Raw genomic sequence first — 26,236 nt, forward strand, 5'->3', positions numbered from 1 at the left:
CTGAATATAGGGGTTCAGCCGCCGGCCGCTTCCGTGGTCGCGCCGAACAGGCCGACGCGCATGTCGTTGCAGGTGTAGATCACCTCGCCGTCGGCCTCGAGCACGCCGTCGGCGATGCCCATGACCAGCTTGCGGTTGATCACGCGCTTCAGGTCGATCTTGTAGACGACCTTCTTGATGTGCGGCTGGACCTGACCGGTGAACTTGACCTCGCCGACGCCGAGCGCGCGGCCCTTTCCGGGACCGCCGATCCAGCCGAGGTAGAAGCCGACCAGCTGCCACATGGCGTCCAGGCCCAGGCAGCCCGGCATGACCGGATCGCCGATGAAGTGGCACTGGAAGAACCAGAGGTCCGGATGGATATCCAGCTCGGCCTCGACATAACCCTTGCCGTGCGCGCCGCCGTCGGCGTTGATCTTGGTGATCCGGTCGAACATCAGCATCGGCGGGGCCGGCAGCTGGGCGTTGCCCGGCCCGAACAGCTCGCCCCGGCCCGAGGCCAGCAGGGCTTCATAGTCAAACGACGACGGATATTTCAGCTCGGTCAAAAGCATTCTCGTTGCGGCAGGACGCGACTTCGCGTCCGGATGTTGCCGTGGGGTTACACGAGGGAACCCGGGCGCTCAAACGTTTTAACAGACCGGTGGAGTCCTACCGCTCGGCCCGTCCCGTGCCCGCGGGCCGGTTGGCGTTGCACAGGGCATGGTCCTGGACGCCGAAGACCGCGCGCTGACGCACCCAGCCGCGCAGACGGCGGACGCGGACCTCGCACCACTGGTCGACGCACTCGTCCAGCGACACCAGCGAGCGGGGCGACAGGCGGGCGCGCACCGGCGAGGTGTCGGAGCGCCCGGCGTGGATGGCGATTTCCTCGCGCGAGGCGTTGAAGACGCTGCGGCGGCTGGAGACCACGCTCCGGTGGACCCAGGCGACCGCGCCTTCCGGATCGCAGATCTTCCGCCATTCGGCGGTTTCGGCGACGACCTGAACCGGCAGGCCCGGGACGCGGTATTCCCACAGGATCGGATAGTCGAGGCCGGGCCCCTGGCGCGCGCGAACCTCGTCGGACTTGAGCGACAGCCAGCGCGGCACGGGTTGGCCGCTGGGGGTCGGTCGGCCGCCCGGCATGGCGTTTCCGGCCCCGGCCATCACCCCGAGCCCGACCAGGGCGGCGACCAGCGCGAAGCGCTTGAGGCGAGGAACTTTGCCAGACACCGGGAGGACCATTAAAGCCGGGGACGTGAAACCGAAGGCTCCGAATGTCCTCTCCCCGGCTTAAGGTCGTATTAACCAGACGCTTGCCCGACGCCGTGGAGACACGGATGCGCGAGCTGTTCGACGCCGAGCTGAACCTGACCGACCGTCCGATGGACCGGGCGGCGCTGGAGGCCGCCGTGCAGAGGGCCGACGTCCTGGCGCCGACCATCACCGACGTCATCGACGCCGACCTGATCTCGAAAGCCGGGCCGCAGCTGAAGATGATCGCCAATTTCGGCGCGGGCGTGGATCACATCGACGTCGACGCGGCGGTCGGTCGGGGCCTGATCGTCACCAACACCCCCGGCGTCCTGACCGAGGACACGGCGGATCTGGCCATGACCCTGATCCTGGCGGTCAGCCGCCGGATCGTGGAGGGCGCGCAGGTCATGCAGGAGGGCCGGTTCGAGGGCTGGAGCCCGACCTGGATGACCGGGCGCAAGCTGTGGGGCAAGCGGCTGGGCATCGTCGGCATGGGCCGGATCGGCCAGGCGCTGGCCCGCCGCGCCAAGGCCTTCGGGATGCAGGTCCATTACCACAACCGCAAGCCCGTCCCGGCCATGATCGCCGAGGAACTGGGCGCGACCTACTGGGACGACCTGGACCAGATGCTGTCGCGGATGGACCTGATCTCGCTGAACACCCCTGCGACGAAAGACACGCATCACCTGCTGTCGGCGCGGCGGCTGGCTCTGCTGCGACCCGAGGCCATCCTGGTCAACACGGCGCGAGGCGAACTGATCGACGAGGCCGCGCTGGCCGAGGCGGTGGCGCAGCGGCGCATCGCGGGCGTCGGCCTGGACGTGTTCGAACAGGAGCCCAAGGTGCATCCGGGCCTGCTGGGTCACGCCAATGTGGTGCTGCTGCCCCACCTCGGCTCGGCGACGATCGAGGCCCGTCAGGACATGGGCGACCGGGTCATCGCCAACATCCAGACCTTCGCCAACGGCCACCGGCCGCCGGATCGGGTCATTCCCGCGATGCTTTGACGCGTAAGGCTTGACCTTAGAGCCGCCCTGAATGGAAATGTCGCCCGGGCATCGGGGATTACAATGACTTCCAAGACATCGAGGGCGGCTGCGGCCGTCCTGTCGCGGCGTGGCCTGCTGGCCGCCGCCGGCGCCTTGGCGGGCGCCTGCCTGTTGCGGCCGACTGTCATGGAGGCCCGGAGCGGCGGCGGCTACGGGATCGGCGAGTTCTTCGGAACGGAAGGCTCCCGCGCGGTGTCCCTGTCGCCGTCGGGCTCCCGCATCGCCGTGTTGCAGCAGACCGGAACCGAGGCCGAACCGGCGGGCTTCATCGACATCATCCGGGCCGACGATCCCGAAGGCGAACGCCTCCGTCACCGGCTGGGGGCGCTAACCGTCGAGGCGATCGAGTGGGGCAACGATGATCGTCTTCTGATCCGGGTGGCGATCACGGGGACGACAGACGGGCGTGCGGTGACCGGATCCAATGTTCGATCGGAAGGCATCAAATACACTTCCCGGCGGATCCTGTCGGTGGCCGCCGACACGGGAGCGGCGGTGACGATGTTCCAGGATCAGCGCGAACGCATGCGCCGTTCGCTGGACATGGGACGGGTGGTCGATCTTCTGCCGGATGATCCCGACCATGTGCTGATGACGGCCTGGGAGCACGACGGCGTTCTGGGCCTGCACCGGGTCAACATCGCCACCGGCGCGGCCGAACGGATCGAGCGGGGCGTGGTGGGAACGTTCGGCTGGCACACCCAGGGCGGCGTGCCGGTCATGCGCCGCGACATCAACAGCCGGGGCACGGTGGAGACCGTCTATGTCCGCGCGTCCGGCGCAACCGACTGGAAGCTGGTCCGTCGTACGCGGGTGATCGACGCTCCGGATTTCTCGTGGGTGGGCCAGACGGATCGATCCGGGGTGGTGCTGGTCACGGCGCGCGCCGCCGGCGAGGACGTCGAGAGCGTGCGGGAGATGGACCTGGCCTCGCTCGAGCTCGGTCCGCCGATGAACGGCCGCGCCGGCCGCGACGTCGAGTACGGACTGAAGGATTCGGCCGGCCGCTACCTGGGCGCGGCCTATTACGGCGATCGGCTGGAGTATGAGTTCAGCGAGCCGGCCTTGGCGGCCCACCATCGCGCCCTGAATCGTTTCTTCGACAATGAATGCGACGTGCACTTCACCGACGTGGACACGGCCAGGAACCGCTTCATCGCCTTTGTGACCGGCCCACGGGAACCGGGGACATGGTTCTTCTATGACAAGACGGCCCGGGCGATCGTCGGCGTCGGCCAGATTCAGCGACTGGACCCGGCGCGATTGGGAGACACCGAAGGCCTCAAGGTTCCAACCCGCGATGGAGCGACGATCGAGGCCTATCTGACCGCGCCGCCCGGCGGGGCGGCGGGTCCGCTCATCGTGCTGCCCCACGGCGGGCCGGAGGCGCGGGACGTATCGGCCTGGGATCGCCAGGTCCAGGTTCTGGCCGCCCAAGGCTGGTGGGTGCTGCGCCCCAACTTCCGCGGATCGGGCGGCTACGGGCTGGACTTCGCGAGGCAGGGCTGGACCCGCTGGGGGGAAAGGATGCAGGACGACGTCGAAGACGCCGTGGCCCATGCGATCGCCGTGAAGGGACTGGACGCCGGCAAGGTCGGCATCATTGGCACCAGCTATGGCGGCTATGCCGCGCTGATGGGCGCCCTGAAGCGGCCGGACCTCTACAAGGCCGCGATTGGCATCTGCGGGGTCTACGACCTGCCCGACATGCTGGCGTGGGTGGAACGGGAAGACGATTCTCCGGACAAGCCGATCTATGAGTTCTGGACCCAGCGGATCGGCGATCGCAGGACCATGGGACCGGCGCTTGACGCCGCTTCGCCACGGCGGCGGGCGAGAGAGATATCCTGCCCGGTGCTGCTGGTTCACGGGGTCGACGACGAGGTCGTGCCCGTCATCCAGTCCCGGAGAATGCGGGACGCCTTCCGCGGAGCCGGCAAGACGGTCGAGCTGATCGAGGTCGAAGACGCCGGCCACAGCGACTGGAAGGAGTCGGTCGAGCAGGATCTGCTGGCCCGCTACGTCGCGCTGTTCCGCCAGGCCTTCGCCTGAGGCCGAAGGAGCCATCGATGAAGTCTCTGATCGTTCGCCTGGCCGGCGCCCTGATGGCCTCCGCGCTGATGTTCAGCCCGGTGCGCGCCGACCCTCTGACGGCGGCGGATTTCGCCGAGCCGGCCGCCCTGACGGCGGCCAGCCTGTCGCCTTCGGGCCGGTATATGGTCTGGGTGGCGCGCAAGGGCGGCAACCAGATCCACATCCGCGATCTCGAGACCGGCGAGGTGACCGGCTTCGACGTCGGCTCCGCCAGCGAACATTTCGGCGGCCTGTACGTCGAGTGGGTGTCGTGGAAGACCGACGACCGGCTGCTGCTGGCCATGACCCGGCTGGAGCTGCGCCGGAGCGGCAATCGCGAAGACGGGCGCATCCGCTCCTTCACCTACGGGCGGACGGTGCTGTCGGTCGCGCGGGACGGGTCGAGCAACATCCCGCTGAAGGCCCCCCGCGCCGACGACGTCGATCCGGGCGAGGTGCTGGATATCCTGCCGGATGATCCCGATCACATCCTGATGACCTACCGCAACGCCGGCGGCGGCCTGGACGTGGCCCGGGTCAATGTGACGACCGGGGAAGGAGGCAAGATCCTGGGCGGGCACAGCCGGGTGCTCAGCTATGTGACCGACAACTCGGGCGCCGTCGTCGGCCGGGTCGCCTATCGCGGCGCGACAGGGCGGGTGCTGCTGCTGGAGGCGCTGAACGCGGACGGGGCGTGGAGCGAGGTTTATCGCCTGCGCCGGGACGACATACGCGATCTGCCCGACTACGAATTCCTCGGCGCAACGGCTCAGCCGGGCCAGATCTATGTCACCGTCAGGCCGAAGGACGGCGAGGAGGGCGACACCGCCGCCGTGCATGTGTTCGACTTCGCCACCCGGCAGATGGGTCCCGCGATCTGGCGCAACGACCGCTACGACGTCAGCGGGATCGTGCTGGACGCGGATACGCGGGAACTACTGGCGGGCTGCTACTGGGCCGACATCTACCGCTGCGACTTCGCCGACCGGCGAGACGACGCCGTCATGAACGGCATCCGGCGGTATTTCGGCGACGGCTGGAGCGTGTCGGTGATCTCGCAGGCACGGGACGGATCGCGCTGGCTGGTTCGGGCCAGCGCGCCGAACAATCCCGGCGAATACCATCTGTTCAACGTCGCCGAACGGCGCATGGACTTTCTCGGCTCGATCTATCCCAACCTGCCTCAGGAGGCGCTCGGGGTCATGCGGCGCGTCGATTACACCGCCTCGGACGGTCAGGCGCTGTTTGGCTATCTGACCCGGCCCGCGGGAGCGGCGCCCGACGCCCGGTTGCCGCTGGTGGTGCTGCCGCACGGCGGTCCCGAGATGCGTGACGCCATGACCTACGACATGTGGGTCCAGTTCCTGACCACGCGCGGCTATCAGGTCTTCCAGCCCAATTTCCGGGGCTCGTCCGGCATGGGGCGGGCCTTCACCGAGGCCGGCCATCGGCAGTGGGGCCTGCGAATGCAGGACGATGTGACCGAAGGGGTGCAGGCTCTGGTCTCGCAGGGGCTGGCCGACCGCGGACAGGTCTGCATCGTCGGGGCCAGCTACGGCGGTTATGCCGCCCTGCAGGGCGGCGGGACCCAGCCGGATCTGTATCGCTGCGCCATCTCGATCGCCGGCCCCAGCGACCTGATGTCGATGCTGCGCCGGGAGCGCTCTGAAGGCGGCTCGGATTCGGACCGCTACGAATACTGGGTGCGGTCAATCGGCGATCCGGGGGCGGACCGCGCCGCCATCGAGGCGGCCTCCCCGCTCCGCCGGGCGGCGACCTGGAGCACCCCCTTGCTGTTGATCCACGGCGAAGAAGACGATGTCGTCCCGGTGGTCCAGTCACGCAACATGGAGCGCGCCTTGCGTCGCGCGGGCAAGCCGGTGCGTCTCGTCGAGCTGGACGGGGCGGGTCACAACGGCTGGTCGCGGGCGCAGGAGATCACGGTGATGACCGAGATGGAGGCTTTCCTGCGCGAGCATCTGCCGCCGGCCGCGATCGTGGCCCCGCCCGCGGCTGTCGAAGTTCAGGCCGAGGCCGTTCCGGCGCCCTGACCCCCGCAGTCGGGACAATCTGGATCGGGGGCGACGCGGACGGTGCGCGCCGTTCCCGCCAGCCCGTCATAGAGCAGCAGGCGGCCGGACAGGGGCTCTCCGGCGCCGGCGATCAGCTTGATCGCTTCGAGCGCCGCCATGGCGCCGACCACGCCCGCCAGCGCGCCGACGACGCCGACGCGGCTGCAGGTGTCGGCGTCGGGCGGCGTCTCCGGCACCAGGCAGCGATAGCAGGGGCCGCCGTGGAAGACCCCGACCTGACCGCTCCAGCGGCCCAGGGCGCCGGAGACAAGCGGGATCCGGCAGGCGAGGCAGGCGGCGTTGACGGCGAAGCGGGCGTCGAAATCGTCCGTGCCGTCGATGACCACATCGCAGCCCTCGATCAGGGCGGCGGCGTTGGCCGCGGTCAGGCGTTCCGGGCGGAGCTCCAGGCCGACGTGGGGATTGAGCGCCGCCAGGGTCTCGGACCCGGCGATCACCTTGGCGCGGCCGACGTCCGCGGTGTCGAAGATGATCTGGCGCTGAAGATTGGACAGGGACACGGCGTCGTCGTCGATCAGGCGCAGGGCCCCGACCCCGGCGGCGGCCAGGTACAGCGCGGCGGGCGCGCCGACGCCGCCCAGGCCGATCAGACCGACCCGCGCGGCCTTCAGCCGCTGCTGTCCGGGGCCGCCGACCTCCGACAGCACCAGATGGCGGGCGTAGCGTTCGATTTCGTCTTCGGAAAAGCTCACCGGCTCCAGTTAGGCGCTGCGGCGGCGAAGGTCACGCCCTCAGGCGGCGTACTTCAGGTCGAGCAGGGCCTCGGCCTCATTGGCCGTGAGGCGCGAAATCTCACCTACGCCGGCGCCCCGGAGCATGGACTGCGGGTCCGGGCAGACACTGATGGGATCGCTCAGAAGGCGGCCGGCGATCGGCGTATCGACCAGAATCCGCAGCCCCGTATGGCGGCGGTCGGCCAGCAGGCGGCGCATCAGGCGATCGATATCGACGCGCTTGCCCTCGATCGCCTGAACGATGTGGCCCCGGTGGAACATGATGACGGCCGTGATGCCGTCGCGCCGGTTGTTCACCTCGGAAACGCCGAGAATCTGGGCGATGGAAAGAGTCGATACCCCCGTCGGGCCAACGGCTTCGCTGGCGTAGATCACGCGATGAAGCACGATGCCTCCCTCAGATTGTCAAAATGGGGTACAGTCTGCCAATGTAACGGGTTACATGGGCCATATTGCGGCGAAATGGGAACGTTGTTTTCCCAAGCTTTTCGCTTGCCGCGCCGCATTCCGGTCTCCATCTGCAATGAATGATGAACAGCACCTCCTCCTTCCCTGACTGGCACGGCACCACCATCCTCGCGGTGCGCAAGGATGGCCGCACGGTCATCGCCGGCGACGGCCAGGTCTCCATGGGCCCCACCATCGTCAAGGGCGCGGCGCGCAAGGTGCGGGTCCTGGCCGGCGGCAAGGTCCTGGCCGGTTTCGCCGGGGCGACCGCGGACGCCTTCACCCTGATCGAGCGGCTGGAAGCCAAGCTGGAGCAGTATCCGGACCAGCTGGCCCGGGCCTGCGTCGACCTGGCCAAGGATTGGCGCACGGATCGCTATCTGCGGCGGCTGGAGGCCATGCTGCTGGTCGCCGACAAGGATTCGATCTTCACGGTGACCGGGGTCGGCGACGTGCTGGAGCCGGAATACGGCGTGGCGGCGGTCGGCTCGGGCGGCAACTACGCCCTGTCGGCGGCCCGAGCCCTGATGGAGAACACCGACCTGGACGCCGAGGCCATCGCGCGCCGGTCGATGGCGCTGGCGGCGGAGATCTGTGTCTACACCAACGGCAATCTGACGGTGGAGACGCTGGGGTAGCCTCGGCTTTCCGCGATTTAACGGGACAGGGCCGGCGATCTGACGTTCCCTCGGCAAGGGAGGATGTTTCATGCGCGCCCTGATCTTCGCCGCGGCCCTGCTGGCCGGCTCGCCCGTGTTCGCCCAGACGCCCGATGCCGCGCCGGTGGTGGCGGCGGAGCGCGCCTTCGCGGCGGATGCGCCGGGGATGGGCATCGCGGGCAGTTTTAACAAATGGGCGGCGCCGGATGCGGTGGTGATCGGGCCACAGGGCGTACGGCGCGTGCCCGACGCCTATCCCAACGGACCGAGGCCGGCGGATGAGCCGCTGCTGGCGTGGTGGCCGAATTTCGCGGGCATCGCCGCCTCAGGAGATCTGGGCTTCACCACGGGCGCGGTCGAGGTCGGCGGTCGGCGCACCGGCCACTATTTTACGATCTGGAAGAGGCAGGCCGACGGCGCGTGGCGCTGGGTCTATGACGGCGGGTCGGGCGCCAGTTCCGTCGATGCGCCTGGGCCCGCGACGGAGCCCGAGATTTTGGCGGTGTCGACCGGCGGCGCCGGGTCGGCCGAAAGAGCGCTAGCCGAGATCGCGCTCATCGAAGCCTTTCTGGCCAGGGGCGTACAGCGCTTCCAGCGCGAGGCCCATCTGAGGCTGATGGCGCCGAACGGCCGGGTCTATGTCGCGCCGCATCCGCCCGCGATCGGGCCAGAGGCGGCGGCCGCAGCTTTGGCGGACTGGCCCGCGACCTTCGAGTTCGACGGGCCGGAGGGTTTCGGGGCGTCGGAGGCCGGTGATCTGGCCTGGACCTACGGGCGGGCGCGGTGGACACGCGACAGCGCGGCGCGGCAGGGCTATTACGTCCACCTCTGGCAGAAGAGCGAGACCGGTTGGGGGCTGGTGCTGGCTCAGCTTGTGCCGGGCGCCCCTCCCGCAGGCGGCTGACACGCCCTATCTCGGTCACATGACCGATCTGTCTCCCCGCGAAATCGTTTCCGAACTGGACCGCTTCATCGTCGGCCAGGACGACGCCAAGCGCGCCGTCGCCGTGGCCCTGCGCAATCGCTGGCGCCGCAAGCGCGTGTCCGACGACCTGCGCGACGAGGTGACGCCCAAGAACATCCTGATGATCGGGCCGACCGGCGTCGGCAAGACCGAGATCGCCCGCCGGCTGGCGAGGCTGGCCGGCTCGCCCTTCCTGAAGGTCGAGGCGACCAAATTCACCGAGGTCGGCTATGTCGGGCGCGATGTGGATCAGATCATGCGCGACCTGGTCGAGGCGGCGCTGGTCATGGTGCGCGACAAGCGCCGATCGGGCGTGAAGGCCAAGGCCGAGGGCGCCGCCGAGGAACGGATCCTGGACGCCCTCGTCGGTCCCGGTTCGCAGCCGGCCACCCGCGACAGTTTCCGCAAGAAGCTGCGCGCCGGCGAACTGGACGACAAGGAGATCGAGATCGAACTGGCCGACACCGCTTCGCCGATGCAGGGCATGGACCTGCCGGGCGGCAATGTCGGGATGATCAACCTGTCCGAAATGCTGGGCAAGCTGGGCGGCGGCCGCACCAAGAAGGTTCGGCTGGCGGTCAAGGACGCGGTCGCGCCCCTGACCACCGAGGAAAGCGACAAGCTGCTGGATCAGGAGAGCCTGACCAACGAGGCGCTGCTGCTGGCCGAGAATGAAGGCATCGTCTTCATCGACGAGATCGACAAGGTCGCCGTCCGGTCGGAAGGCCGTGGCGCCGATGTCAGCCGCGAGGGCGTGCAGCGCGACCTGCTGCCGCTGATCGAGGGCACCACGGTGTCGACTAAATACGGGCCGGTGAAGTCCGACCACGTGCTGTTCATCGCCTCGGGCGCCTTCCACGTGGCCAAGCCGTCGGACCTGCTTCCGGAACTTCAGGGCCGCCTGCCGATCCGGGTCGAGCTGAAGGCTCTGACCCGCGACGACTTCAAGCGCATCCTGACCGAGCCTGAGGCCAATCTGATCCGTCAAAATCAGGCCCTGTTGGCCACGGAAGAGGTGACGCTCGTCTTCACCGACGACGCGGTCGAGGCCATGGCCGACGCGGCGGTGGCGGCCAATTCGGCGGTCGAGAACATCGGCGCGCGGCGGCTGCAGACCGTGCTGGAGCGGGTGCTGGAAGAGACCAGCTTCAAGGCCTCGGACCTGACCGGCCAGACCGTGACCTTCGACGGCGACAAGGTGCGCGAGCGTATCGGCGACCTGGCCGGGAATGCCGATCTGAGCCGCTACATCCTCTGATCAGCGGGCCGGTGCGGGGCGCTCGTGCTGGACGCGACCGCATCGAGCGCGCGGCGGGCCTTCTGATCGGCGGCGCTGGTCTTCAGCATGACGGCGATGACCAGCAGGCCCGCCGCGAGGGCCAGCGCCACCAGAAGCCACAGTCCGCGCGGGCTGCCGCGGTTGCGTCGGGCGATACGATCTTCGGGCATGCCTTGATCCTTCGGCGCGTTTCGATCCAGCCTACCATCCGCTCTTCGGCCAAGCTTAGTCCGCTCTTGAACCGTGAACAGAGCCGGAACATAAAGGCGGATGGCCGCCGCCGCCCTGCAGATCGACCTCGTCTTCAGCCGTCCCGACACCACGCTGGCGGTGACGCGCGGGGCCGCGCGGCTGATGCTGGACCTGGGCTATGCGCCCCTGCTGGAGGTCGGCCTGCCCAACGGGCGGCGCGCCGACGTCATGGCGCTGGGGCCGCGCGGCGACATCGTGATCGTCGAGGTGAAGTCCGGGATCGAGGACTATCGCGTCGACCGCAAATGGCATGAGTACGGGCCGTTCTGCGACACCTTCTACTTCGCCGTCGCGCCCGAGTTCCCGCAGGGCGTTCTGCCTGATGAGCCGGGATTGATCGTGGCCGACGCCTTCGGTGGGGCGGTGGTGCGCGAGGCGCCATCCAGCCCTCTGGCTCCGGCGCGGCGCAAGGCCCTGACCATCGCCTTCGCCCGGTTGGGGGCGATGCGGACGCTAAGAGATCAAACGCTCTAGACGACCAGGCCGCTCTCGCCCGCGCGCGCCAGGGCGGCGGTCGAAGACGCGCAACCCATCAACGTCTCCTCGCCGACCTTGACCACGGCGGTCAGGGGGTAGGTGCGGTCACTCATCCCGTCGCTGCACTCGGTGGCGGTCAGGGTGATGTCGAAGGTCGTGCCCGCCGCCGACTGGGTCTGGAAGGTGGCGACGGTGCCCTGGACGTCGATCTTTGGCTGCGGCGCGCGTTGTTCGGGGCGGTCCAGCCCTTCGTAGATCAGCTCCTCGCCAGTCAGCTTGACGGTCCAGAACGGCTCCGTGCCCGATACCGTCACGGGCTGCGTCAGGTCCACGCCCGACAGGACCGGCGCGGGGCTCGGCGCCTCGGCGGGCGCGGCGGGCGTCTCGGTCCCCTGCGAACAGGCCGACAGGATCAGGGCTGAGGCGGCGAGGGCGAGCAGGCGCATGGAGGACTCCGGCGAGGGTCGGGCAGGAAGCCCCGACCGGCGGGGCGGGTCAAGCTCTACAGCCAGCCCTTGTGCTTGAACCACATCAGGGGAAGCAGGGCCGATATGACCATGGCGCCCACCGCCAGCGGATAGCCGCCCATCCAGTGCAGTTCCGGCATGTGGTCGAAATTCATGCCGTAGATGGAGGCGATCAGGGTCGGGGGCAGGAAGGCGACGGCGGCCACCGAGAAGATCTTGATGATCGACGACTGCTCGATGTTGATCAGGCCCAGCGCGGCCGAGAGCTGGAAATTGATCGAGGCGGCGACCGACTGGTTGTGCGCGGTCAGGCTTTCCACGTCGCGGCTGAGCGAGCGCAGGTGGGCGCGGGCCTCGCCGCTGTCGATCCGTTCGTCGATGGCCACGAAGGCGAAGACCCGGGTCAGGCCGGCCAGACTCTGCTCGATGCGGGCGTTGGCGATCTGGGCCCGGCCCAGCTTGCCGATCAGCTTCTCGAAACCGACCGTCTTGCCGCCGGAGAAGACGTGACTGGCGATGCCTTCGACCCGCGTCACGGTCCGGGACAGGATGTCCGAGGCGCGGTCGACCACCAGCTCCATCAGGTGCAGGAACAACTCCGCGCCCGAACCGCACAGGCCGGGCTCGCGCTCCAGCTTCTCCAGCAGCATCGTGAACGGCTTGGGATCGACGTAGCGGATGGTGATCAGCGGGCCGGTGGTCAGGACGAAGGTCACCGGCTCGATGCCCGGAATGTCCTCGTCGCCCCGGGTGATGATGTCGGCGGTCAGATAGGTGGCCCCGTTCTCGCGATAGACGCGGCTGGACGCCTCCAGTTCCTGCATCTCCTCGCGCGTGGGCACGGAAACGCCCAGGGCGGCCTCGACGGCGGTGTCTTCCTCGCGCGTCGGGTTGATCAGGTCGATCCACAGCACGTTCGGCCCGAGCTTCAGGCCGCCGGCCTCAAGCTGCACTTCCTCGCAGGCCGAGCCTGTCGAGCGATAGAGGCGGATCATGAAGAAGGCCCCGCCGACGGGGCCGAACCCTCAGTGCTGGCCGGGGTCGGCCGGCTGGACCGAAGCCATCTGCACGCCGGCAGCCTGCGGGGCTTGCTGGTAGATGAAGCCATGGGTCGGATAGACGGTCGTGCCGAGGTCATGGATCGGGTTGTACCAGACCTTGACCGCCGTCCAATCGTTGCTGTTCGAGACGTCCACGACGGTGACGTTTTCCTCGACCTTGCCGCGGCTTCCGCCCCAGTTGGCATGGGTTACGCGGATGACGCGGTCGGTCAGGACTTCCGAGACGACGGCGACGTGGCCGCGGTTCATCCGGCCGTTGGCTTCGAAGGCGAGGACCGAACCGGTCTGCGGGCGATGGCCGGTGGTGAAGCGGCCCTGGGCCTGACGCCACCAAGTCACGGCGTCGCCGAAGATGTTGATGCCCGAGAACATGCGAGCGAAGGTCACGCACTGCCAGTACGGCTCATCGGCCTTTGCGGGAGCGGGCGTGACGCCCAGCGCAAAAATCCCGAGGGTCGCCGCAACTGCGGCGGCTGTGAGCCGTTTGATCATGCTGTGGCTTTTCCCGACTGCCGCTGAAACAACCCGTAACCGATAGTTCCAGAGGGTTGAAGACCCCTTTCAGGCGAGTCGGGTGTGCGCTTTCGTCGCGGATTGACCTTTGCCGTTGCGGTCCGCCAACTGGCGCAAAGCCTTACGGGCCGGGCGTTCGACGAGGTGGTAGGTCAGCATGGCCGTCACCGGAATAGCCGCGATAATCCCCAGCCACACAATGATGTGAAATCGCTTGTCGTCCGCCCCGGTCAGTCGCGCGGCGACGTTGGTCATGACCAGCAGGACCGGCGCGCAGACCATGTAGATCGAGTAGCTGATCTCGCCCAGATAGACGCCCGCCTTGGAGGCCAGCGGCCCCGCGCGCTCATTCGTCATCGAGCCCAGGCCGAGGATCAGACCGCCCGCGAGCAGGACGGTGATCGGGTCCCACAGGCCCAGCGAGGCGCTGATCAGCACGCCCGCGCCGCTCAACAGGGCGACCGGTCCGGCGAAGGGGATCGGGGCGCGGCGGTAGATCAGGTACAGGGCGCAGCCCAGCAGGAAGCAGGGCACGATGCGCAGCACGCCCCAGCGGAAGGTCGCCTCGGTCAGCGAGAAGCCGGCCAGCGGTTGGAAGGCGGCGTAGATGCCCAGCGCCACGGCGGCCGCCAGTACGGTCGCCAGCACCGGCCGGTTCCGAAGCCGCCAGGCCACGAAGGCGAAGGCCGGGAAGGTCAGATAGGCGAACCACTCCGCCGAGATCGACCAGGAGGGGTGGTTGAAGGCCGAGGTCGGGGCCAGGCCCCAGGCGTGGGTCAGGGTCAGGTGGGCGGGCAGGGAGCGCCAGTCGGTCAGGCTGTCGCTCACGGCGAGCCCGGCGACCGCCGCGCCGATGCCCAGCACGGCCATGCCGGCCAGCGTCACCAGATGCAGCGGATAGACCCGCGCGATCCGGGCCCACAGGAAGCCCTTGTACGAATAGCGTTTCTCGCCCGCGGCCTCGAGATAGACATGGCTGAGGATGAAGCCCGACAGGACGAAGAAGACCTCGACCCCCAGATAGCCCTTGGTCACCGCGACGGGCGTGAAGCCGACGTTCAGATGCGGCCAGGCGGTGTAGAGCACCACCCACGCCGCCGCGAGGAAGCGCAGGGTGGTCAGGGCGCGAAGATCGACGGGTGTGGCGGCAGGGGTCATTCCGCCACCGTACAACCCTGACGTCTGTAAACCGTTAAGCGGCGCACTCCGCAGGCTTGGTCTCGCCGGGCTTGTACGCGGCGCAGGCGCGGTCGATCTCGTCCTGGATCAGCTGGCAGGGGTTGTCCGGGTTGCACGGCGGATGGCTGGCGGTGCTGACGGCCATGCAGCGGCGGACCAGCTCCATCGCCCCATCCGACCCCTGGTCGAGCGTGCACGAGGTCGAGGACGCCTCGACCGGCGCGATCGCTTCTTCCTGCGGGGGAGCGTCGGCCGGCATGACCGGGTCCGGCGCCGCTTCAGCAGCGGGCGCGGCGGCGTCGGGCGCCTTGGTCGCGGGTTCCTGGCTGCAAGCGGAAACCATCAGAAGGGCGGCGGTCAGCAGGATCGGCAGGCGCATCGTCATCTCCCCGGACGTTGTGAAATGACGATGCCTGCTTTCGACGAACGATGAAACCCCGAGCGCCTGTAAGGCGAAGCTTACCGGCCCATCACCGGCCGAGGGCGGCCCGCTGCAGGGCGAACAGCTCGGCGCAGCCGCCGTCGGCCAGCTGGAACAGGCGGTCGAACTCGGCGCGGGTGAAGCCGCGCTTCTCGCCGGTGGCCTGAATCTCGACGATCGTGCCCGAACCGGTCAGGACGAAATTGCTGTCGGCTTCGGCGGTGGAATCCTCTTCGTAGTCGAGGTCCAGCACCGGCTGGTCGTTGCAGACGCCGCACGAGACGGCGGCGACCTGGTCCAGGATCGGATCGCTCTTCATCACGCCCTCGGCGCGCAGGTAGTCGAAGGCGCTGGCCATCGCGACCCAGGCGCCGGTGATGGCGGCGGTGCGGGTGCCGCCGTCGGCCTGGATCACATCGCAGTCCAGCACCACCTGGCGCTCGCCCAGCGCCTTCAGGTCGACCACGGCGCGCAGCGAGCGGCCGATCAGGCGCTGGATTTCCTGCGTCCGGCCGGTCTGCTTGCCGGCGGCGGCCTCCCGGCGGCCGCGGGTGTGGGTGGCGCGGGGCAGCATGCCGTACTCGGCGGTCACCCAGCCTTGACCCTTGCCGCGCATCCAGCCGGGGACATTCTCCTCGACCGAGGCGGTGACCAGCACCTTGGTGTGGCCGAAGGTGACCAGGCAGGAGCCCTCGGCGTAGCGATTCACCCCGGTCTCCAGCGTCACCTTGCGCAGTTGTTCGGGGGTGCGGTCGGAGGGGCGGGGGGTGGTCATGGTCATGGTCCTTGGAAGCCGTCGCGGCGCTGCTTATCCTGAAACCATGAGCCTGTCCCCCTCCACGCCCGGTCTGGTGCGCCTGCGTCCCGCGACGCTGGACGACATCCCGACGCTGCAGGCTTGGGACCGCGAACCGCATGTGATCGCCTGTTCCAGTGACGACGCGGATGCCGAGGTCGCCTTCGGCGGTCAGGACTGGATCGAGGAGATCGAGGCCGGGTCCGACGTCAGCTTCCACCTCATCGCCGAGGTGGATGGTCGTCCCATCGGCGTCATGCAGGTCTGCGACCCGCATCTGGAGCCGACCCATTACTGGGGCGAGATCGAACCGAACCTGCGCGCCATGGACATCTGGATCGGGCCGCCGGACGCGCTGAACCGGGGCTACGGCGCGCGGATGATGACGCTGGCGATCAATGACGCCTTCGCCGACCCGACGGTCACGGCCATCGTCATCGATCCGCTGAACACCAATGTCGACGCCCACCGCTTTTACCGGCGGCTGGGGTTCGCGGTCGTCGGGCGGCGGATGTTTGACGAGGACGACTGCCTGGTCATGCGACTGGAGCGGGCGACATGGGAGGCGCGGCCATAAAAACTCCTCTCCTGACCACGCCCGGACTGGAGGCCGGCGGCCTGGCCGGGCTGGACCAGCGCGCGCGCGACATCTTCCGGCGCATCGTCGAAAGCTATCTGCAGACCGGAGAGCCGGTGGGCTCGCGCACCCTGTCGATGAGCGGGGTCAGCCTGTCGCCGGCTTCGATCCGCAACACCATGCAGGACCTGACCCTGGCCGGGTTGCTGGGCTCGCCGCACACCTCGGCGGGACGGATCCCGACCCATGCGGGCCTGCGCCTGTTCGTCGACGGCCTGCTGGAGATCGGCGACATCGGCGCCGAGGAGCGGCGCGAGATCGATGGGCGGCTGGCCGGTCGCGGGCTCAGCTTCGACGAGGCGTTGAACGAGGCCTCGTCCCTGCTCTCCGGTCTGGCGGGCGGAGCCAGCATCGTGGCCAGCCCCGTGCGCGACGCCGGGGTCAAGCATGTGGAATTCGTGGCGCTCGGCCACGATCAGGCCCTCGCCGTTTTGGTCGGTGACGACGGCTCGGTCGAGAACCGGCTGATGCCGCTGAAGGCCGGGGTCACGCCCTCGACGCTGCAGGAGGCGTCGAACTTCCTCAACGCCCGGCTCAAGGGCCGTCCCCTGCATGAGGCGCGCACCGAGATGCGCACCGAACTGGACGCCGCCCGACGCGAATTGGACGAGACCGCCGCACGGCTGGTCGAGGACGGCCTGGCCGCCTGGTCGGGTGGAGCGGAGCGCGAACGGGCCTTGATCGTACGCGGCCGCGCCAACCTGCTGCAGGACGCCGGGGCCATGGAGGATCTGGAGAAGGTCCGGGTGCTGTTCGACGATCTGGAGCAGAAGGAACAGCTGATCGGCCTGCTCGATGGAGTGTCCACGGCCCAGGGCGTGCGCATCTTTATCGGTGCGGAAACGCGTCTGTTCTCACTTTCGGGTTCCGCCGTGATCGCGGCGCCCTATATGAGCGGCCGACAGCGGGTTCTGGGCGCCATCGGCGTCATCGGGCCCGCGCGACTGAACTACGCCCGTGTGATTCCGTTGGTGGACTATACCGCCCGGGTGCTGGGCCGGATGCTGGACGGACAAGACACGTGAACGACACCCCCGACTACGATCCCGAAACCGAGCTGGACGCCGACATCGGCGAGGCCGAAGGCTTTGGCGGCGAGGACAACCTGGCTCCGCTGGACGCCGTCATCGCCGAGCGCGACCAGTGGAAGGACCGTGCCTTGCGCGCCGTCGCCGAGACCGAGAACGTCAAGCGCCGGGCCGAGACTCAGAACAACGACGCCCGCGCCTACGCCATCCAGAAATTCGCCCGCGACCTGCTGGTCGTGGCCGACAACCTCGAGCGCGCCATCCAGGCCGCGCCCAAGGAGGCCAACGCCGGCGAGGCCGGTCTGGTCACCGGTCTGGAGCTGACCCAGAAGGCCCTGTTGTCGGCTTTCGAGGCCAACAACCTCAAGCGTGTCGCGCCTGAGCCGGGCGAGGCCTTCGATCCGCACCTGCATCAGGCCATGATGGAGCAGCCGTCCGAGACCGTTCAGGGCGGTCAGGTGCTGCAGACCCTTCAGGCCGGCTACGCCCTGTTCGGCCGCACCGTTCGCCCGGCCATGGTGGTCGTCGCCGCCAAGGGCTCGGGCGCTGCGGCGGGCAACGCGGCCTACGCCGCCGCCCAGGCCACCGGCGGGAATTTCGACGGCAAGGCCTAGGCCGCGTCCTTTAGCGCGGGGCGGGACGACCGCTCCGCCGCCGTCTCGTCCCACCAATCGCCGAGAGCGTCGATCAGCGGGACCAGCTTCAGGCCGACCGGCGTGAGGTCGTAGTCGACCCGACGCGGGTAGCCCTCGTGATCGGTGCGCTGGACGATCCCGGCCTCCTCCAGCTTGCGCAGCTCCAGCGTGAGCATGCGGTGCGACACCGTGGGATTGTCGCGCCTGAGGTCGCTGAACCGCCGGGTCCCGTCCTTCAGATAGTAGAGCAGCAACGTCGGCCACCGGCCGCTGAGCACCCGCATGGTCTCCTCGATCGGGCAGGCCGAAACGACGTCCTTCATGGTCGGGGTCCGTTCTGGTTACAAAAAGGTGCGTAATTTACTTGGGGCGGCGGGCCCCTAGTTTCCAGTTTCGCTGCGCAGCGTGATCCTCGAAATCACGGAAATACGAAAATGGAACCGATCCTTGTTTACGGCTTCCCATCGGGCACCTCCATGGGTCTGGTGGCGGCGCTCGAATGGCTGGGCCAGCCTTACCGGCTATGCCGGGTCGACATGCTGGGCGAGATGCGCGGCCCGTCCTACGCCCGCATCAATCCGCGTCACGAGACGCCCGTTCTCATCACCGAACGCGGCGCGCCCCTGACCGAGACCATGGCCATCGCGGCCTATCTGGAGGCCCGCGACGACGGGCGGCGCATCAGCTTTGAGCCGCGTTCGGCCGAGGCGGACCGGATGCATCAGTTGATGGGCTTCCTGAACACCGGCTTCACGGGCGCCTTCACCCCGCTGTGGGTGGCGTTGGAACTGGAAACGCCGGACCCGGACTACCAGGCCGCCCTGCGGCGCCTCGGCGGCCGCGCCGTCGTCGAGCGGCATGACAAGCTGGAGCGGATGGTCGGCGACGGCCCCTATCTGGTCGGCGACCGGCCGACCCTGGCCGACGCCCTGCTGACCGGCGTCGCGCGCTGGCTGGAGTATCACGAGGTCGCCGACATCGCGCGCTGGCCCCGACTGCAGGCGATCCGGGCCCGGGTTGAGGCTGATCCGGCCGTGCGCTTCGCGACGGCGCTGGAGAACGGCGAGTCCCCGCAGGGCTCCGCCGCCTTCAAGGGCCATGTCGCCCTGGCGGAGGTGATCGACCGCTTCGGGGCGGCCTAGCCCTTCAGCCGCGCGCCGAAGAAGGCCAGCAGCTTGCCCCACCCGTCGGCGGCGTCCGCGGCGCGGTAGCTGTCGCGATAGTCGGCGTGGAAGCCGTGCGGGGCGCCCGGATAGATGACGATCTCGCTGGAGGTCTGGCCTGCGCGGGCCAGGGCGCTGCGCATGGCCTCGACGCTGGGCAGGGGGATGCCGCGGTCTTCCGCGCCGTACAGGCCCAGCACCGGGCATTTCAGGTCATCGGCCAGGTCGACCGGCCACGGCTGGCCGCTGCTGACCTGTTCCGGGGTGGCGTTGGCCGCCGGGGCCAGGCGGCCGTACCAGGCGACCCCTGCGTCCAGCACGGCGAAGCGGGCGCAGGCCTGCCACACCACCTTGCCGCCCCAGCACCAGCCGGTGATGCCGATTCTGTCGCCGTTGGCCCAAAGCTGCTGGCTGACCCAGTCCAGGGTGGCCGAGACGTCGCCCATCACCTGCTCATAGCCGGCGGCGCCGACGATCTGTTGGATGCGCTGCATGTCGGACAGGGGCGCCGGGTCCTCGACCCGGTTGAAGAAGGCGGGGGCGACCGCCGCATAACCGGCCTTGGCCAGGCGGCGGCAGATGTCGCGGATGTATTCGTGCACCCCGAAGATCTCGGACACCACGATCACCACGGGGAAGGGGCCGTTCCCGTCCGGGCGGGCGACGAAGGCGGGCAGCTGGAAACCGTCGGGGGCCGGGAAGGCGACCTCGTCCTGCGACAGGCCGGCGCCGTCGGTCGTCACCGGACTGGCCTGGGCCGCCAGGGCCGCGGGCGCATAGCCGGCGAAGAACAGGCCGCCCAGTGTCCCGGCGCCCAGCGTCCGGCGGTTCAGGATCAGATCATCGGCCTGCGGACCTTCGGGACGGATCAGCGACATGGGCGGGCTCCGGGCTGTGGGAGGCCGGACAGTGGCGGCGGCGCCCGCCAGCGTCGAGTCACGATTGCCGTGAAGACGGAGCGGCCCGACGCAGGGTCAGATTGAGGCGCCCGCCGCCCGGGATCAGGCTCGATGAGCCCGGCAGCAGCCGGTCGATCCCGTGCCGCGCCAGGCGCGCGGGTCCGGTCAAGGCGCAGACATCCCCCGAGGCCAGCCGGATGGATTTGGTCGGTCCGCCGCCGGCCGCTCCGACACGGAAGATCGCCGTGTCGCCCAGCGAGACGGACAGCACCGGCGCCTCCAGATTCGCCTCGTCCCGATCCTGATGCAGACCCATCTTCGCGCCGTCCTGATAGAGGTTCACCAGACAGGCGTCCGGCGGCTCGAGCCAGCCGGTCAGGTCGCGCCAAAAATCAACCAGGGCCTGCGGGATCGGCGGCCACGGCGCGCCGGTCTCCGGGTGGGTCGGCTGGTAGCGATAGCCGTTCCGGTCCGACACCCAGCCCAGCGGCCCCAGGTTGGTCATCCGCACCGAGAAGGCCCGCCCGCCCGGCGTGACCGGCCGGTAGAAGGGGCTGTCATCCACAGCGCCCATCACTTCGGCCAACAGGGCGGCCTGCGCCTCGGTGTCCAGCGCCCCGGGCCACCAGCGAAAGCCGTCCAGTCCGGTGTCGATCTCGCGCGGGCCCATGACCCCGAGTTAGGCCGGGCTCAGGGGAATGTTAAGCGGTGGCGGTTATGAAAGGCGCATGGATCGTCGCGCCCTTCTCGGCCTTGCAGCCGTCGCCACCGCAGCCGCCGCCACGCCCGCCGCCGCTTCAGGGGGAGGCGGAAGTTCGTCGCAGGCCAGCTATCTCGGCTTGCCGACGGTGACCGGCAATGTGCGTCGCCCCGGCGGAAGCCTGGGGGTCATGACCGTCGAGATCGGAGTGGATACGCCGGATGCGGCCCTGCGCACCCGCGTGGCGCAATCGGCTCCACGTCTGCGCGCCGCCTACGCTCAAGTGGTGCAACAGAGCGCCGCGGTCCTGCTGCCGGGCGCCCCGCCCGACATCGAGCGTCTGGTCGCCCAGCTCCAGGCCGCCACCAACACCGTCATGGGCCGCGCCGGCGCGCGCCTGCTGATCGGGACGGTGATGGTGGTCTAGCCTCAGTCCTTCGTCGGACTCACCTGGCTCGCATCGCCGTAGGTGAGCGCCAGGAAGACATCCTCCAGGTCCGGATCCTCGGTCGAGATGTCGGCGATGGTCACGCCCGCGGCGCGGACGGCGGCCAGGACCTGCTCCACCGACGACTGGCCCTTCTTGTAGCTGATGGCGAAGGCGCCGTTGGCGCGCGGCACGACATCGAATCCCTTCACCGTCGGCAGGCCGTTCAGCTCGCCCTCGGGCGTCACGACGACGTTGCGGGTGTCCAGCCGGCGCAGCAGTTGCGGCGTCGGCTCGCAGGCCACCACTTCGCCCCGATTCATGATGGCGATGGTGTCGCAAAGCTCCTGCGCCTCCTCCAGATAGTGGGTGGTCAGGAGGATGGTCACGCCCTCGGCGTTGATCTTGCGGACGTATTCCCACAGCTGGCGGCGCAGCTCGACGTCGACCCCGGCGGTCGGCTCGTCGAGGATCAGGATCGGCGGATTGTGCACCAGCGCCTTGGCCACCATCAGGCGGCGCTTCATGCCGCCGCTCAGGGCGCGGACGTAGGCGTTGGCCTTGTCCGACAGGCCCAGCGCGGCCAGCAGCTCGTCCGAGCGGCGCTCATTGGCCGGCACGCCGTAGAAACCGGCCTGAACTTCCAGAGCCTCTCTGGGGGTGAAGAAGACGTCGGCGACGATCTCCTGCGGCACGACGCCCAGGGCGGCGCGGGCGTCACGCGGCTGCTTGTCGATGTCGCGGCCCCAGATCGAGGCCGTGCCGCCGGTCTTGTTCACGATCCCGGCCAGGATGTTGATCAGAGTCGACTTGCCCGCGCCGTTCGGGCCCAGCAGGCCGAACATCGAGCCGCGTGGAATGACCAGATCGACCCCGCGCAGGGCGGTCTTGGGCGGCGACTTCTTGTTGCCCGCATAGGTCTTTTCCAGCCCCCGCACCTCGATGGCGTTGACGGGCAGGGTGTCGGTCTCGGTCATTCGGCGCTTTCGGGTGTTTCGAACGGCTCCGTTTGACGGTATGGAGCGCGCGCGCATACCTATGCACCCTCGCACCAATCGCCAAGTCAGAGCCGTCCGAATGTCCTCGCGACCCACCACCGTGATCATCCCGCCGCCGGAAGAGATCGTGGTGACCAGCAAGCGCGTCGCCTGCGACGGCGGCGGCGGAGCCCTGGGCCATCCGCTCGTCTATATGGACATGGGGGAGGACGACCACGTCGAGTGCGGCTACTGCGACCGCCGCTTCGTGCTCGGCAAAAAGAAGAAGGCCGAGAGCGAGTACCACAGCCCGGCCGCCCGCCCGCCCGAGGCGCACTGACCCCTTACGAGGCGGGCGCGCCTCCGCCCGCGGCGATCCAGGCGTCGACCTGGTCCTCCAGCACGTCCAGCGGCACCGAGCCCGAACCCAGCACGACCGCGTGGAAGTCGCGGATGTTGAAACGGTCGCCCAGCGCCGCCCGCGCCCGCGCGCGCAACTCCATGATCTTCAGCTCGCCGATCTTGTAGCTGGTCGCCTGGCCCGGGCTGGTGATGTAGCGCTCGACCTCCTTCTGGATGTCGCGCTCGCTCAGCAGGGAGTTCTGGCGGAAATAGTCCATCGCCTGTTCCCGGCTCCAGCGCTTGGCGTGCAGGCCGGTGTCAGTGACCAGTCGCACCGCGCGCCACAGCTCGGTCGAAAGGCGGCCGAAGTCGGAATAGGGGTCCTGGTAGAAGCCCATCTCCTTGCCCAGCTGCTCGGCGTACAGGCCCCAGCCCTCGGCGTAGGCGCCGTAGCCGCCGAAGCGGCGGAACGACGGCAGGCCCTGCATCTCCTGCGCATAGGCGATCTGGAAGTGATGCCCCGGCGCGCCCTCGTGATAGCTGATGCCTTCGATCTGGGGCTTCAGCACCTGGGTCATGTCCGACAGGTTGACGTAGTAGATGCCGGGGCGCGAACCGTCGGGCGCCGGGGCGTTGTAGAAGGCGATGGAGGCGGTGGCCTCGCGCCATGCCTCGACCGCGCGGACCTCCAGCGCCGCCTCGGGCAGGTCGCTGAACCATTGCGGAGCGGCCGCCATCACCTGGGCGATGAAGGCGCGGGCGTCGGTCAGATACTGCTCCTTACCCTCCGGCGTGTTCGGATACTGGAAGCGCGGATCGGTCTTCAGATAGGCGAACATCTCCTGCAGCGTGCCGGTGAAGCCGACCTGGGTCATGATCGTCTGCATCTCGCCCTGCAGGCGCGCCACTTCGCTCAGGCCGATCTGGTGGATCTGGTCGGCGGTCAGGTCGGTGGTGGTCGAGAGCTGCAGGCGAGCGTTGTAGTAGGCCTCGCCGTCCGGCAGCCGCCAGACGCCGCCGTCCCGGTCGGGCATGACCGCCGCCTGCTGCTGTACCTCGGCCAGCGCCGTCAGCACCGTCTCATAGCCGCGCTTCCATTCGCCGGTCAGGGCCGCGCGGCCTTCGCCCAACAGCCGATCCTTGGTCGCCTGATCCGTGTCCAGCGCGCCGACTTTTTTCTGGAAGTCGGCCCAGACCGGATTGTCGGCGGCGTCGTCGAACGGCGCGCCGGTGATGATGTTGCGGGTGTTGGCGATCGAAGGCTCGAACACGAAGTTGGGCGAGATGATTCCCTTTGACGCCCGGTCGCGCAGCTCGGCGGCGATCTCTCCCATGACCCGCTCCGAGGCCCGGATGCGCGACACATAGGCCTCGGCGTCCGAGACGCTGGAGACGCGGTGGTTGTTGATCAGGAAGACCGGCAGTCCGGTGGTCGGATTGCCGTTGGCCGCGAACTGATAGCCCCAGTCGCGCCAGCGGTTCGACAGGCGCGCCTGCGCCACCCCGTATTCGAACAGCCGCATGGACATCCGGCTGTCGGCGTTCACGGTCGCCGGATCGAAGTCGCTCTTCATCCGCGCCAGCTGGCTCTCGGCCAGGGTCAGCGACCGGTCCGCGGCCGCGTCGGTGGCGTCGTCCAGCTTGTCGTAGTCCGTCTTGATCCCCAGCGAGGTCATCGTCTGCGGCGACAGGGCGATCCGCTCCTGCCACGCCTGTTCGAAGAAGGCCGCCAGCCGCGCGTCCTCGGTCTGGATCGACATGTCCGCCGCCGGCGCGGCGGTCTGGGCCATGGCGACGGCGGGCGCGCCGGCCAGGACGGCGACGGCGCAGGCGGTGGTGATCAGAAGACGACGCATGGAAACCCTCCCAGAAACATACGGCCCGGACCTTCGACGGTCCGGCGGAGGGACGCAAGCTACGGCGACGCTGACTTAGAACTGCCGCCAGCTGTCGCCGGGGTCGCGTTCGCCCGGGTCGACGGTCTGCTGGCCCCAGGCCACGATCATCAGCAGCTTGTGGCTGCGGATGCGGAACTGGCCGGTCATCGGCAGGACGGCGCCCAGCGGGGCGCCGGTCTTGGGCTCGTAGAGGAAGCCCGAGAATTCGGCCACGCCGATCCGGTCGCGGCGGCTGTAGACCGACAGCTCCGGGATCGAGACCACGTTGAAGCTCTCGTTGATCGGCACCCGCATGTCCGGCAGGCCGAAGACGCGGCGCATCTGCTCCAGCGACAGCGCCCCGACGCGCAGTTCGAACACCGCGTCGGCGTCGGCCTTGGACGGGGCCAGGGCGTAGCCGGCGTCCGACAGGGCGTTGCGGACGGCGCTGACGGCGTAAGGGCTGCTCTCAGCACGGAAATAGGTGTCGTCCACAAACACCCGCGAGCCGGCCGGGATCGGCAGGGTCAGGCCCTCGACCGCGCGGTCGGCGGCCCGGGACAGCAGGAGCTGCTCCGTCGCCGTGCGCGACGGATAGGTCTCCGAGGTCGAGGCGCAGGCCGCGAGGCCCAGCAAGGCCAGGGGGAGAAGCGCGAAAGCTCTCAAGATCACCAACTCCCGGTGTTGGGCATCGAGGCCCAGGGCTCGGCGGGGGACAGGGGCGCGCCCTCCTGGAGAAGTTCGATGGAGATGCCGTCCGGCGACCGGACGAAGGCCATGTTGCCGTCGCGCGGGGGTCGATTGATGACCACCCCGCCGTCCATCAAGCGCCGGCAGGCGGCGTAGATATCGTCGACCTTGTAGGCCAGATGGCCGAAATTCCGCCCGCCGGAATAGGTTTCCGGATCCCAATTGTACGTCAGCTCGACCTCCGGGGAGCGCTCGGCCTCGGAGCGCGACAGGTCCGCGGGAGCGGCGAGGAAGATCAGGGTGAAGCGCCCGGCCTCGTTCTCCATCCGGCGCATCTCGCGCAGACCCAGCAGGTCGCACCAGAAGCGCAGGGAGGCGTCGAGGTCCGTCACGCGGACCATGGTGTGCAGATAGCGCATGGTCTTCCGATCCGAAGGGGGAGGGCGGAGGCGGCCTTATAGCGACGGATCGCCGCGACCGCGACTCAAGCTGCGTTTCGGCGGATGCGCGGGGCGCGACGTCCTGCTAGACGCGAGGGCTCGGCCTTTCGCCGGAGGATCGATGCTCCGCAAGCTCTACGACTGGGTCTTCTCGCTGGCCCGCAGCAAGCACGCCACCACCTCGCTGGCCGTCGTGTCGTTCGCGGAAAGCTCCTTCTTCCCCATTCCGCCCGACGTCATGCTGGCGCCGATGATCCTGGCGCGGCCGGAGCGCGCGTGGTTCTACGCCACGGTCTGCACGGTCGCCTCGGTGCTGGGCGGCATCCTCGGCTATGCGATCGGTTATTTCCTGACCGACGTCGGGATGATGATCCTGTCGTGGCTGGGCAAGGCGGACACCTTCGAGGCGTCCAAGGCCCTGTTCCAGCAGCACGGCGCCTGGGTGATCCTGGTGAAGGGGCTGACCCCCATTCCGTTCAAGCTGATCACCATCGCCTCCGGCATCTTCCAGTTCAATTTCCCGCTGTTCGTCGCCCTGTGCGCCGTGACGCGAGGCGGCCGCTTCTTCCTTGAGGCCTGGATCCTGAAAACCTGGGGGCCGGCGGTGCTGGCCATGGTCGAGAAGCGGCTGGCTCTGTGGACCGTCATCGGCATTGCCGTGCTGGTCGCCGCCTTCGCGGCGGTGAAGCTTCTCTGATCGCCAATCGACGGACGGCTC

General features: G+C 68.7%; 32 protein-coding genes. 14 read left to right on the forward strand and 18 right to left on the reverse strand.

The annotated features are described in order from the left end of the window. Positions 1-14 precede the first annotated feature (14 nt). Together fabA and AC1RRF_RS11695 are read right to left on the reverse strand one after the other, a co-directional pair. Positions 15-554, reverse strand: a complete 540-nt coding sequence (gene fabA, locus AC1RRF_RS11690; RefSeq protein ID WP_492834660.1) for a 3-hydroxyacyl-[acyl-carrier-protein] dehydratase FabA — start codon at positions 552-554, stop codon at positions 15-17. Between the two features lie 97 nt (positions 555-651). Next, positions 652-1,215 (reverse strand): SH3 domain-containing protein, encoded by a 564-nt coding sequence (locus AC1RRF_RS11695; protein ID WP_492834662.1) that lies wholly within the window; start codon positions 1,213-1,215, stop codon positions 652-654. 44 nt (positions 1,216-1,259) lie between these two features. Between AC1RRF_RS11695 and AC1RRF_RS11700 the strand changes: the two genes are divergently transcribed. The 3 genes from AC1RRF_RS11700 to AC1RRF_RS11710 all read left to right on the forward strand — a co-directional run bounded on the left by AC1RRF_RS11700 (position 1,260) and on the right by AC1RRF_RS11710 (position 6,412). Further along, positions 1,260-2,246: a 2-hydroxyacid dehydrogenase gene (locus AC1RRF_RS11700; RefSeq protein ID WP_492834664.1), complete on the forward strand. Its 987-nt coding sequence runs from the start codon at positions 1,260-1,262 to the stop codon at positions 2,244-2,246. Between the two features lie 63 nt (positions 2,247-2,309). Next, positions 2,310-4,340 (forward strand): alpha/beta hydrolase family protein, encoded by a 2,031-nt coding sequence (locus AC1RRF_RS11705; protein WP_492834666.1) that lies wholly within the window; start codon positions 2,310-2,312, stop codon positions 4,338-4,340. Positions 4,341-4,357: 17 nt separating this feature from the next. Then, entirely contained in the window at positions 4,358-6,412 is a 2,055-nt protein-coding gene (locus AC1RRF_RS11710; protein WP_492834668.1) for an alpha/beta hydrolase family protein, read from the forward strand. On the opposite strand, the gene AC1RRF_RS11715 is transcribed toward AC1RRF_RS11710, so the two are convergent. After that, a complete protein-coding gene (locus AC1RRF_RS11715; RefSeq protein WP_492834670.1) occupies positions 6,385-7,146 on the reverse strand; it encodes a HesA/MoeB/ThiF family protein in 762 nt (253 codons plus the stop codon). The two genes, AC1RRF_RS11710 and AC1RRF_RS11715, sit on opposite strands and share 28 nt — an antisense overlap. A gap of 39 nt (positions 7,147-7,185) precedes the next feature. Further along, positions 7,186-7,575 carry a BLUF domain-containing protein gene (locus AC1RRF_RS11720; RefSeq protein ID WP_492834672.1) on the reverse strand — a complete coding sequence of 130 codons (390 nt, stop codon included), beginning with the start codon at positions 7,573-7,575 and terminating at the stop codon, positions 7,186-7,188. 140 nt (positions 7,576-7,715) lie between these two features. Here AC1RRF_RS11720 and hslV point away from each other — a divergent pair, with 140 nt between their 5' ends. From hslV to hslU, 3 genes are all read left to right on the forward strand, one after another. Continuing rightward, positions 7,716-8,273 carry an ATP-dependent protease subunit HslV gene (gene hslV, locus AC1RRF_RS11725; protein WP_492834674.1) on the forward strand — a complete coding sequence of 186 codons (558 nt, stop codon included), beginning with the start codon at positions 7,716-7,718 and terminating at the stop codon, positions 8,271-8,273. 70 nt (positions 8,274-8,343) lie between these two features. Continuing rightward, positions 8,344-9,198, forward strand: a complete 855-nt coding sequence (locus AC1RRF_RS11730; protein ID WP_492834676.1) for a Cif family virulence factor — start codon at positions 8,344-8,346, stop codon at positions 9,196-9,198. A 19-nt stretch (positions 9,199-9,217) separates the two neighbouring features. Further along, positions 9,218-10,516, forward strand: a complete 1,299-nt coding sequence (gene hslU, locus AC1RRF_RS11735; RefSeq protein ID WP_492834678.1) for an ATP-dependent protease ATPase subunit HslU — start codon at positions 9,218-9,220, stop codon at positions 10,514-10,516. On the opposite strand, the gene AC1RRF_RS11740 is transcribed toward hslU, so the two are convergent. Next, entirely contained in the window at positions 10,504-10,707 is a 204-nt protein-coding gene (locus AC1RRF_RS11740; RefSeq protein ID WP_492834680.1) for a hypothetical protein, read from the reverse strand. The genes hslU and AC1RRF_RS11740 overlap by 13 nt on opposite strands. 100 nt (positions 10,708-10,807) lie before the next feature. Here AC1RRF_RS11740 and mmcB point away from each other — a divergent pair, with 100 nt between their 5' ends. After that, on the forward strand, positions 10,808-11,263 hold the full coding sequence (gene mmcB, locus AC1RRF_RS11745; protein WP_492834682.1) for a DNA repair putative endonuclease MmcB: 456 nt from the start codon (positions 10,808-10,810) through the stop codon (positions 11,261-11,263). On the opposite strand, the gene AC1RRF_RS11750 is transcribed toward mmcB, so the two are convergent. From AC1RRF_RS11750 to rph, 6 genes are all read right to left on the reverse strand, one after another. Continuing rightward, positions 11,260-11,712: a COG3650 family protein gene (locus AC1RRF_RS11750; RefSeq protein ID WP_492834684.1), complete on the reverse strand. Its 453-nt coding sequence runs from the start codon at positions 11,710-11,712 to the stop codon at positions 11,260-11,262. The two genes, mmcB and AC1RRF_RS11750, sit on opposite strands and share 4 nt — an antisense overlap. Before the next feature lie 56 nt (positions 11,713-11,768). After that, on the reverse strand, positions 11,769-12,728 hold the full coding sequence (locus tag AC1RRF_RS11755) for a magnesium transporter CorA family protein (RefSeq protein ID WP_492834686.1): 960 nt from the start codon (positions 12,726-12,728) through the stop codon (positions 11,769-11,771). Between the two features lie 30 nt (positions 12,729-12,758). Continuing rightward, entirely contained in the window at positions 12,759-13,286 is a 528-nt protein-coding gene (locus AC1RRF_RS11760) for a CHAP domain-containing protein (RefSeq protein WP_492834688.1), read from the reverse strand. Between the two features lie 69 nt (positions 13,287-13,355). Continuing rightward, on the reverse strand, positions 13,356-14,465 hold the full coding sequence (locus tag AC1RRF_RS11765) for an acyltransferase family protein (RefSeq protein WP_492834690.1): 1,110 nt from the start codon (positions 14,463-14,465) through the stop codon (positions 13,356-13,358). A 34-nt stretch (positions 14,466-14,499) separates the two neighbouring features. Further along, positions 14,500-14,865, reverse strand: a complete 366-nt coding sequence (locus tag AC1RRF_RS11770; RefSeq protein ID WP_492834692.1) for a hypothetical protein — start codon at positions 14,863-14,865, stop codon at positions 14,500-14,502. 91 nt (positions 14,866-14,956) lie between these two features. Next, a complete protein-coding gene (gene rph / locus AC1RRF_RS11775) occupies positions 14,957-15,682 on the reverse strand; it encodes a ribonuclease PH (RefSeq protein ID WP_492834694.1) in 726 nt (241 codons plus the stop codon). Between the two features lie 46 nt (positions 15,683-15,728). Here rph and AC1RRF_RS11780 point away from each other — a divergent pair, with 46 nt between their 5' ends. Genes AC1RRF_RS11780 through grpE form a run of 3 tightly spaced genes read left to right on the forward strand, consistent with a single transcriptional unit; the run spans position 15,729 to position 17,982 of the window. Further along, positions 15,729-16,280 carry a GNAT family N-acetyltransferase gene (locus AC1RRF_RS11780; RefSeq protein WP_492834696.1) on the forward strand — a complete coding sequence of 184 codons (552 nt, stop codon included), beginning with the start codon at positions 15,729-15,731 and terminating at the stop codon, positions 16,278-16,280. Beyond that, a complete protein-coding gene (hrcA, locus tag AC1RRF_RS11785) occupies positions 16,262-17,365 on the forward strand; it encodes a heat-inducible transcriptional repressor HrcA (RefSeq protein ID WP_492834698.1) in 1,104 nt (367 codons plus the stop codon). Before AC1RRF_RS11780 ends, hrcA begins: the two co-directional genes overlap by 19 nt. Then, positions 17,362-17,982 (forward strand): nucleotide exchange factor GrpE, encoded by a 621-nt coding sequence (gene grpE, locus AC1RRF_RS11790; protein WP_492834700.1) that lies wholly within the window; start codon positions 17,362-17,364, stop codon positions 17,980-17,982. Before hrcA ends, grpE begins: the two co-directional genes overlap by 4 nt. Here the strand turns inward: grpE and AC1RRF_RS11795 are convergent. Then, complete coding sequence (locus tag AC1RRF_RS11795) at positions 17,979-18,326, reverse strand: winged helix-turn-helix transcriptional regulator (RefSeq protein WP_492834702.1); 348 nt, start codon at positions 18,324-18,326, stop codon at positions 17,979-17,981. The genes grpE and AC1RRF_RS11795 overlap by 4 nt on opposite strands. Positions 18,327-18,437: 111 nt before the next feature. Between AC1RRF_RS11795 and AC1RRF_RS11800 the strand changes: the two genes are divergently transcribed. Continuing rightward, positions 18,438-19,145: a glutathione S-transferase family protein gene (locus tag AC1RRF_RS11800; RefSeq protein ID WP_492834704.1), complete on the forward strand. Its 708-nt coding sequence runs from the start codon at positions 18,438-18,440 to the stop codon at positions 19,143-19,145. Here AC1RRF_RS11800 and AC1RRF_RS11805 read toward each other — a convergent pair. Together AC1RRF_RS11805 and AC1RRF_RS11810 are read right to left on the reverse strand one after the other, a co-directional pair. After that, positions 19,142-20,044: a dienelactone hydrolase family protein gene (locus tag AC1RRF_RS11805; protein ID WP_492834706.1), complete on the reverse strand. Its 903-nt coding sequence runs from the start codon at positions 20,042-20,044 to the stop codon at positions 19,142-19,144. The two genes, AC1RRF_RS11800 and AC1RRF_RS11805, sit on opposite strands and share 4 nt — an antisense overlap. 58 nt (positions 20,045-20,102) lie before the next feature. Further along, positions 20,103-20,735 carry an alpha-ketoglutarate-dependent dioxygenase AlkB gene (locus AC1RRF_RS11810; protein ID WP_492834708.1) on the reverse strand — a complete coding sequence of 211 codons (633 nt, stop codon included), beginning with the start codon at positions 20,733-20,735 and terminating at the stop codon, positions 20,103-20,105. Positions 20,736-20,793: 58 nt separating this feature from the next. Here AC1RRF_RS11810 and AC1RRF_RS11815 point away from each other — a divergent pair, with 58 nt between their 5' ends. Beyond that, on the forward strand, positions 20,794-21,192 hold the full coding sequence (locus AC1RRF_RS11815; protein ID WP_492834710.1) for a Tat pathway signal protein: 399 nt from the start codon (positions 20,794-20,796) through the stop codon (positions 21,190-21,192). A 2-nt stretch (positions 21,193-21,194) separates the two neighbouring features. Here the strand turns inward: AC1RRF_RS11815 and AC1RRF_RS11820 are convergent, their stop codons facing one another. Next, on the reverse strand, positions 21,195-22,169 hold the full coding sequence (locus AC1RRF_RS11820) for an ABC transporter ATP-binding protein (protein ID WP_492834712.1): 975 nt from the start codon (positions 22,167-22,169) through the stop codon (positions 21,195-21,197). A 100-nt stretch (positions 22,170-22,269) separates the two neighbouring features. Here AC1RRF_RS11820 and AC1RRF_RS11825 point away from each other — a divergent pair, with 100 nt between their 5' ends. Continuing rightward, complete coding sequence (locus AC1RRF_RS11825; protein ID WP_291838021.1) at positions 22,270-22,509, forward strand: zinc-finger domain-containing protein; 240 nt, start codon at positions 22,270-22,272, stop codon at positions 22,507-22,509. A gap of 4 nt (positions 22,510-22,513) precedes the next feature. Here the strand turns inward: AC1RRF_RS11825 and AC1RRF_RS11830 are convergent, their stop codons facing one another. The 3 genes from AC1RRF_RS11830 to AC1RRF_RS11840 form a co-directional block, all read right to left on the reverse strand. Then, entirely contained in the window at positions 22,514-24,367 is a 1,854-nt protein-coding gene (locus tag AC1RRF_RS11830; protein WP_492834714.1) for a DUF885 domain-containing protein, read from the reverse strand. Positions 24,368-24,442: 75 nt separating this feature from the next. Next, complete coding sequence (locus AC1RRF_RS11835) at positions 24,443-25,060, reverse strand: DUF6655 family protein (protein WP_492834716.1); 618 nt, start codon at positions 25,058-25,060, stop codon at positions 24,443-24,445. Further along, positions 25,057-25,497, reverse strand: coding sequence for a VOC family protein (locus AC1RRF_RS11840; protein ID WP_492834718.1), 441 nt, complete (start codon positions 25,495-25,497; stop codon positions 25,057-25,059). The genes AC1RRF_RS11835 and AC1RRF_RS11840 overlap by 4 nt, the downstream gene beginning before the upstream one ends. A gap of 142 nt (positions 25,498-25,639) precedes the next feature. Here AC1RRF_RS11840 and AC1RRF_RS11845 point away from each other — a divergent pair, with 142 nt between their 5' ends. Further along, positions 25,640-26,215 (forward strand): YqaA family protein, encoded by a 576-nt coding sequence (locus tag AC1RRF_RS11845; protein WP_492834720.1) that lies wholly within the window; start codon positions 25,640-25,642, stop codon positions 26,213-26,215. The last annotated feature ends 21 nt before the right edge of the window (positions 26,216-26,236 follow it).

This window comes from Brevundimonas sp. GW821-FHT12C05 (genome assembly GCF_058807475.1).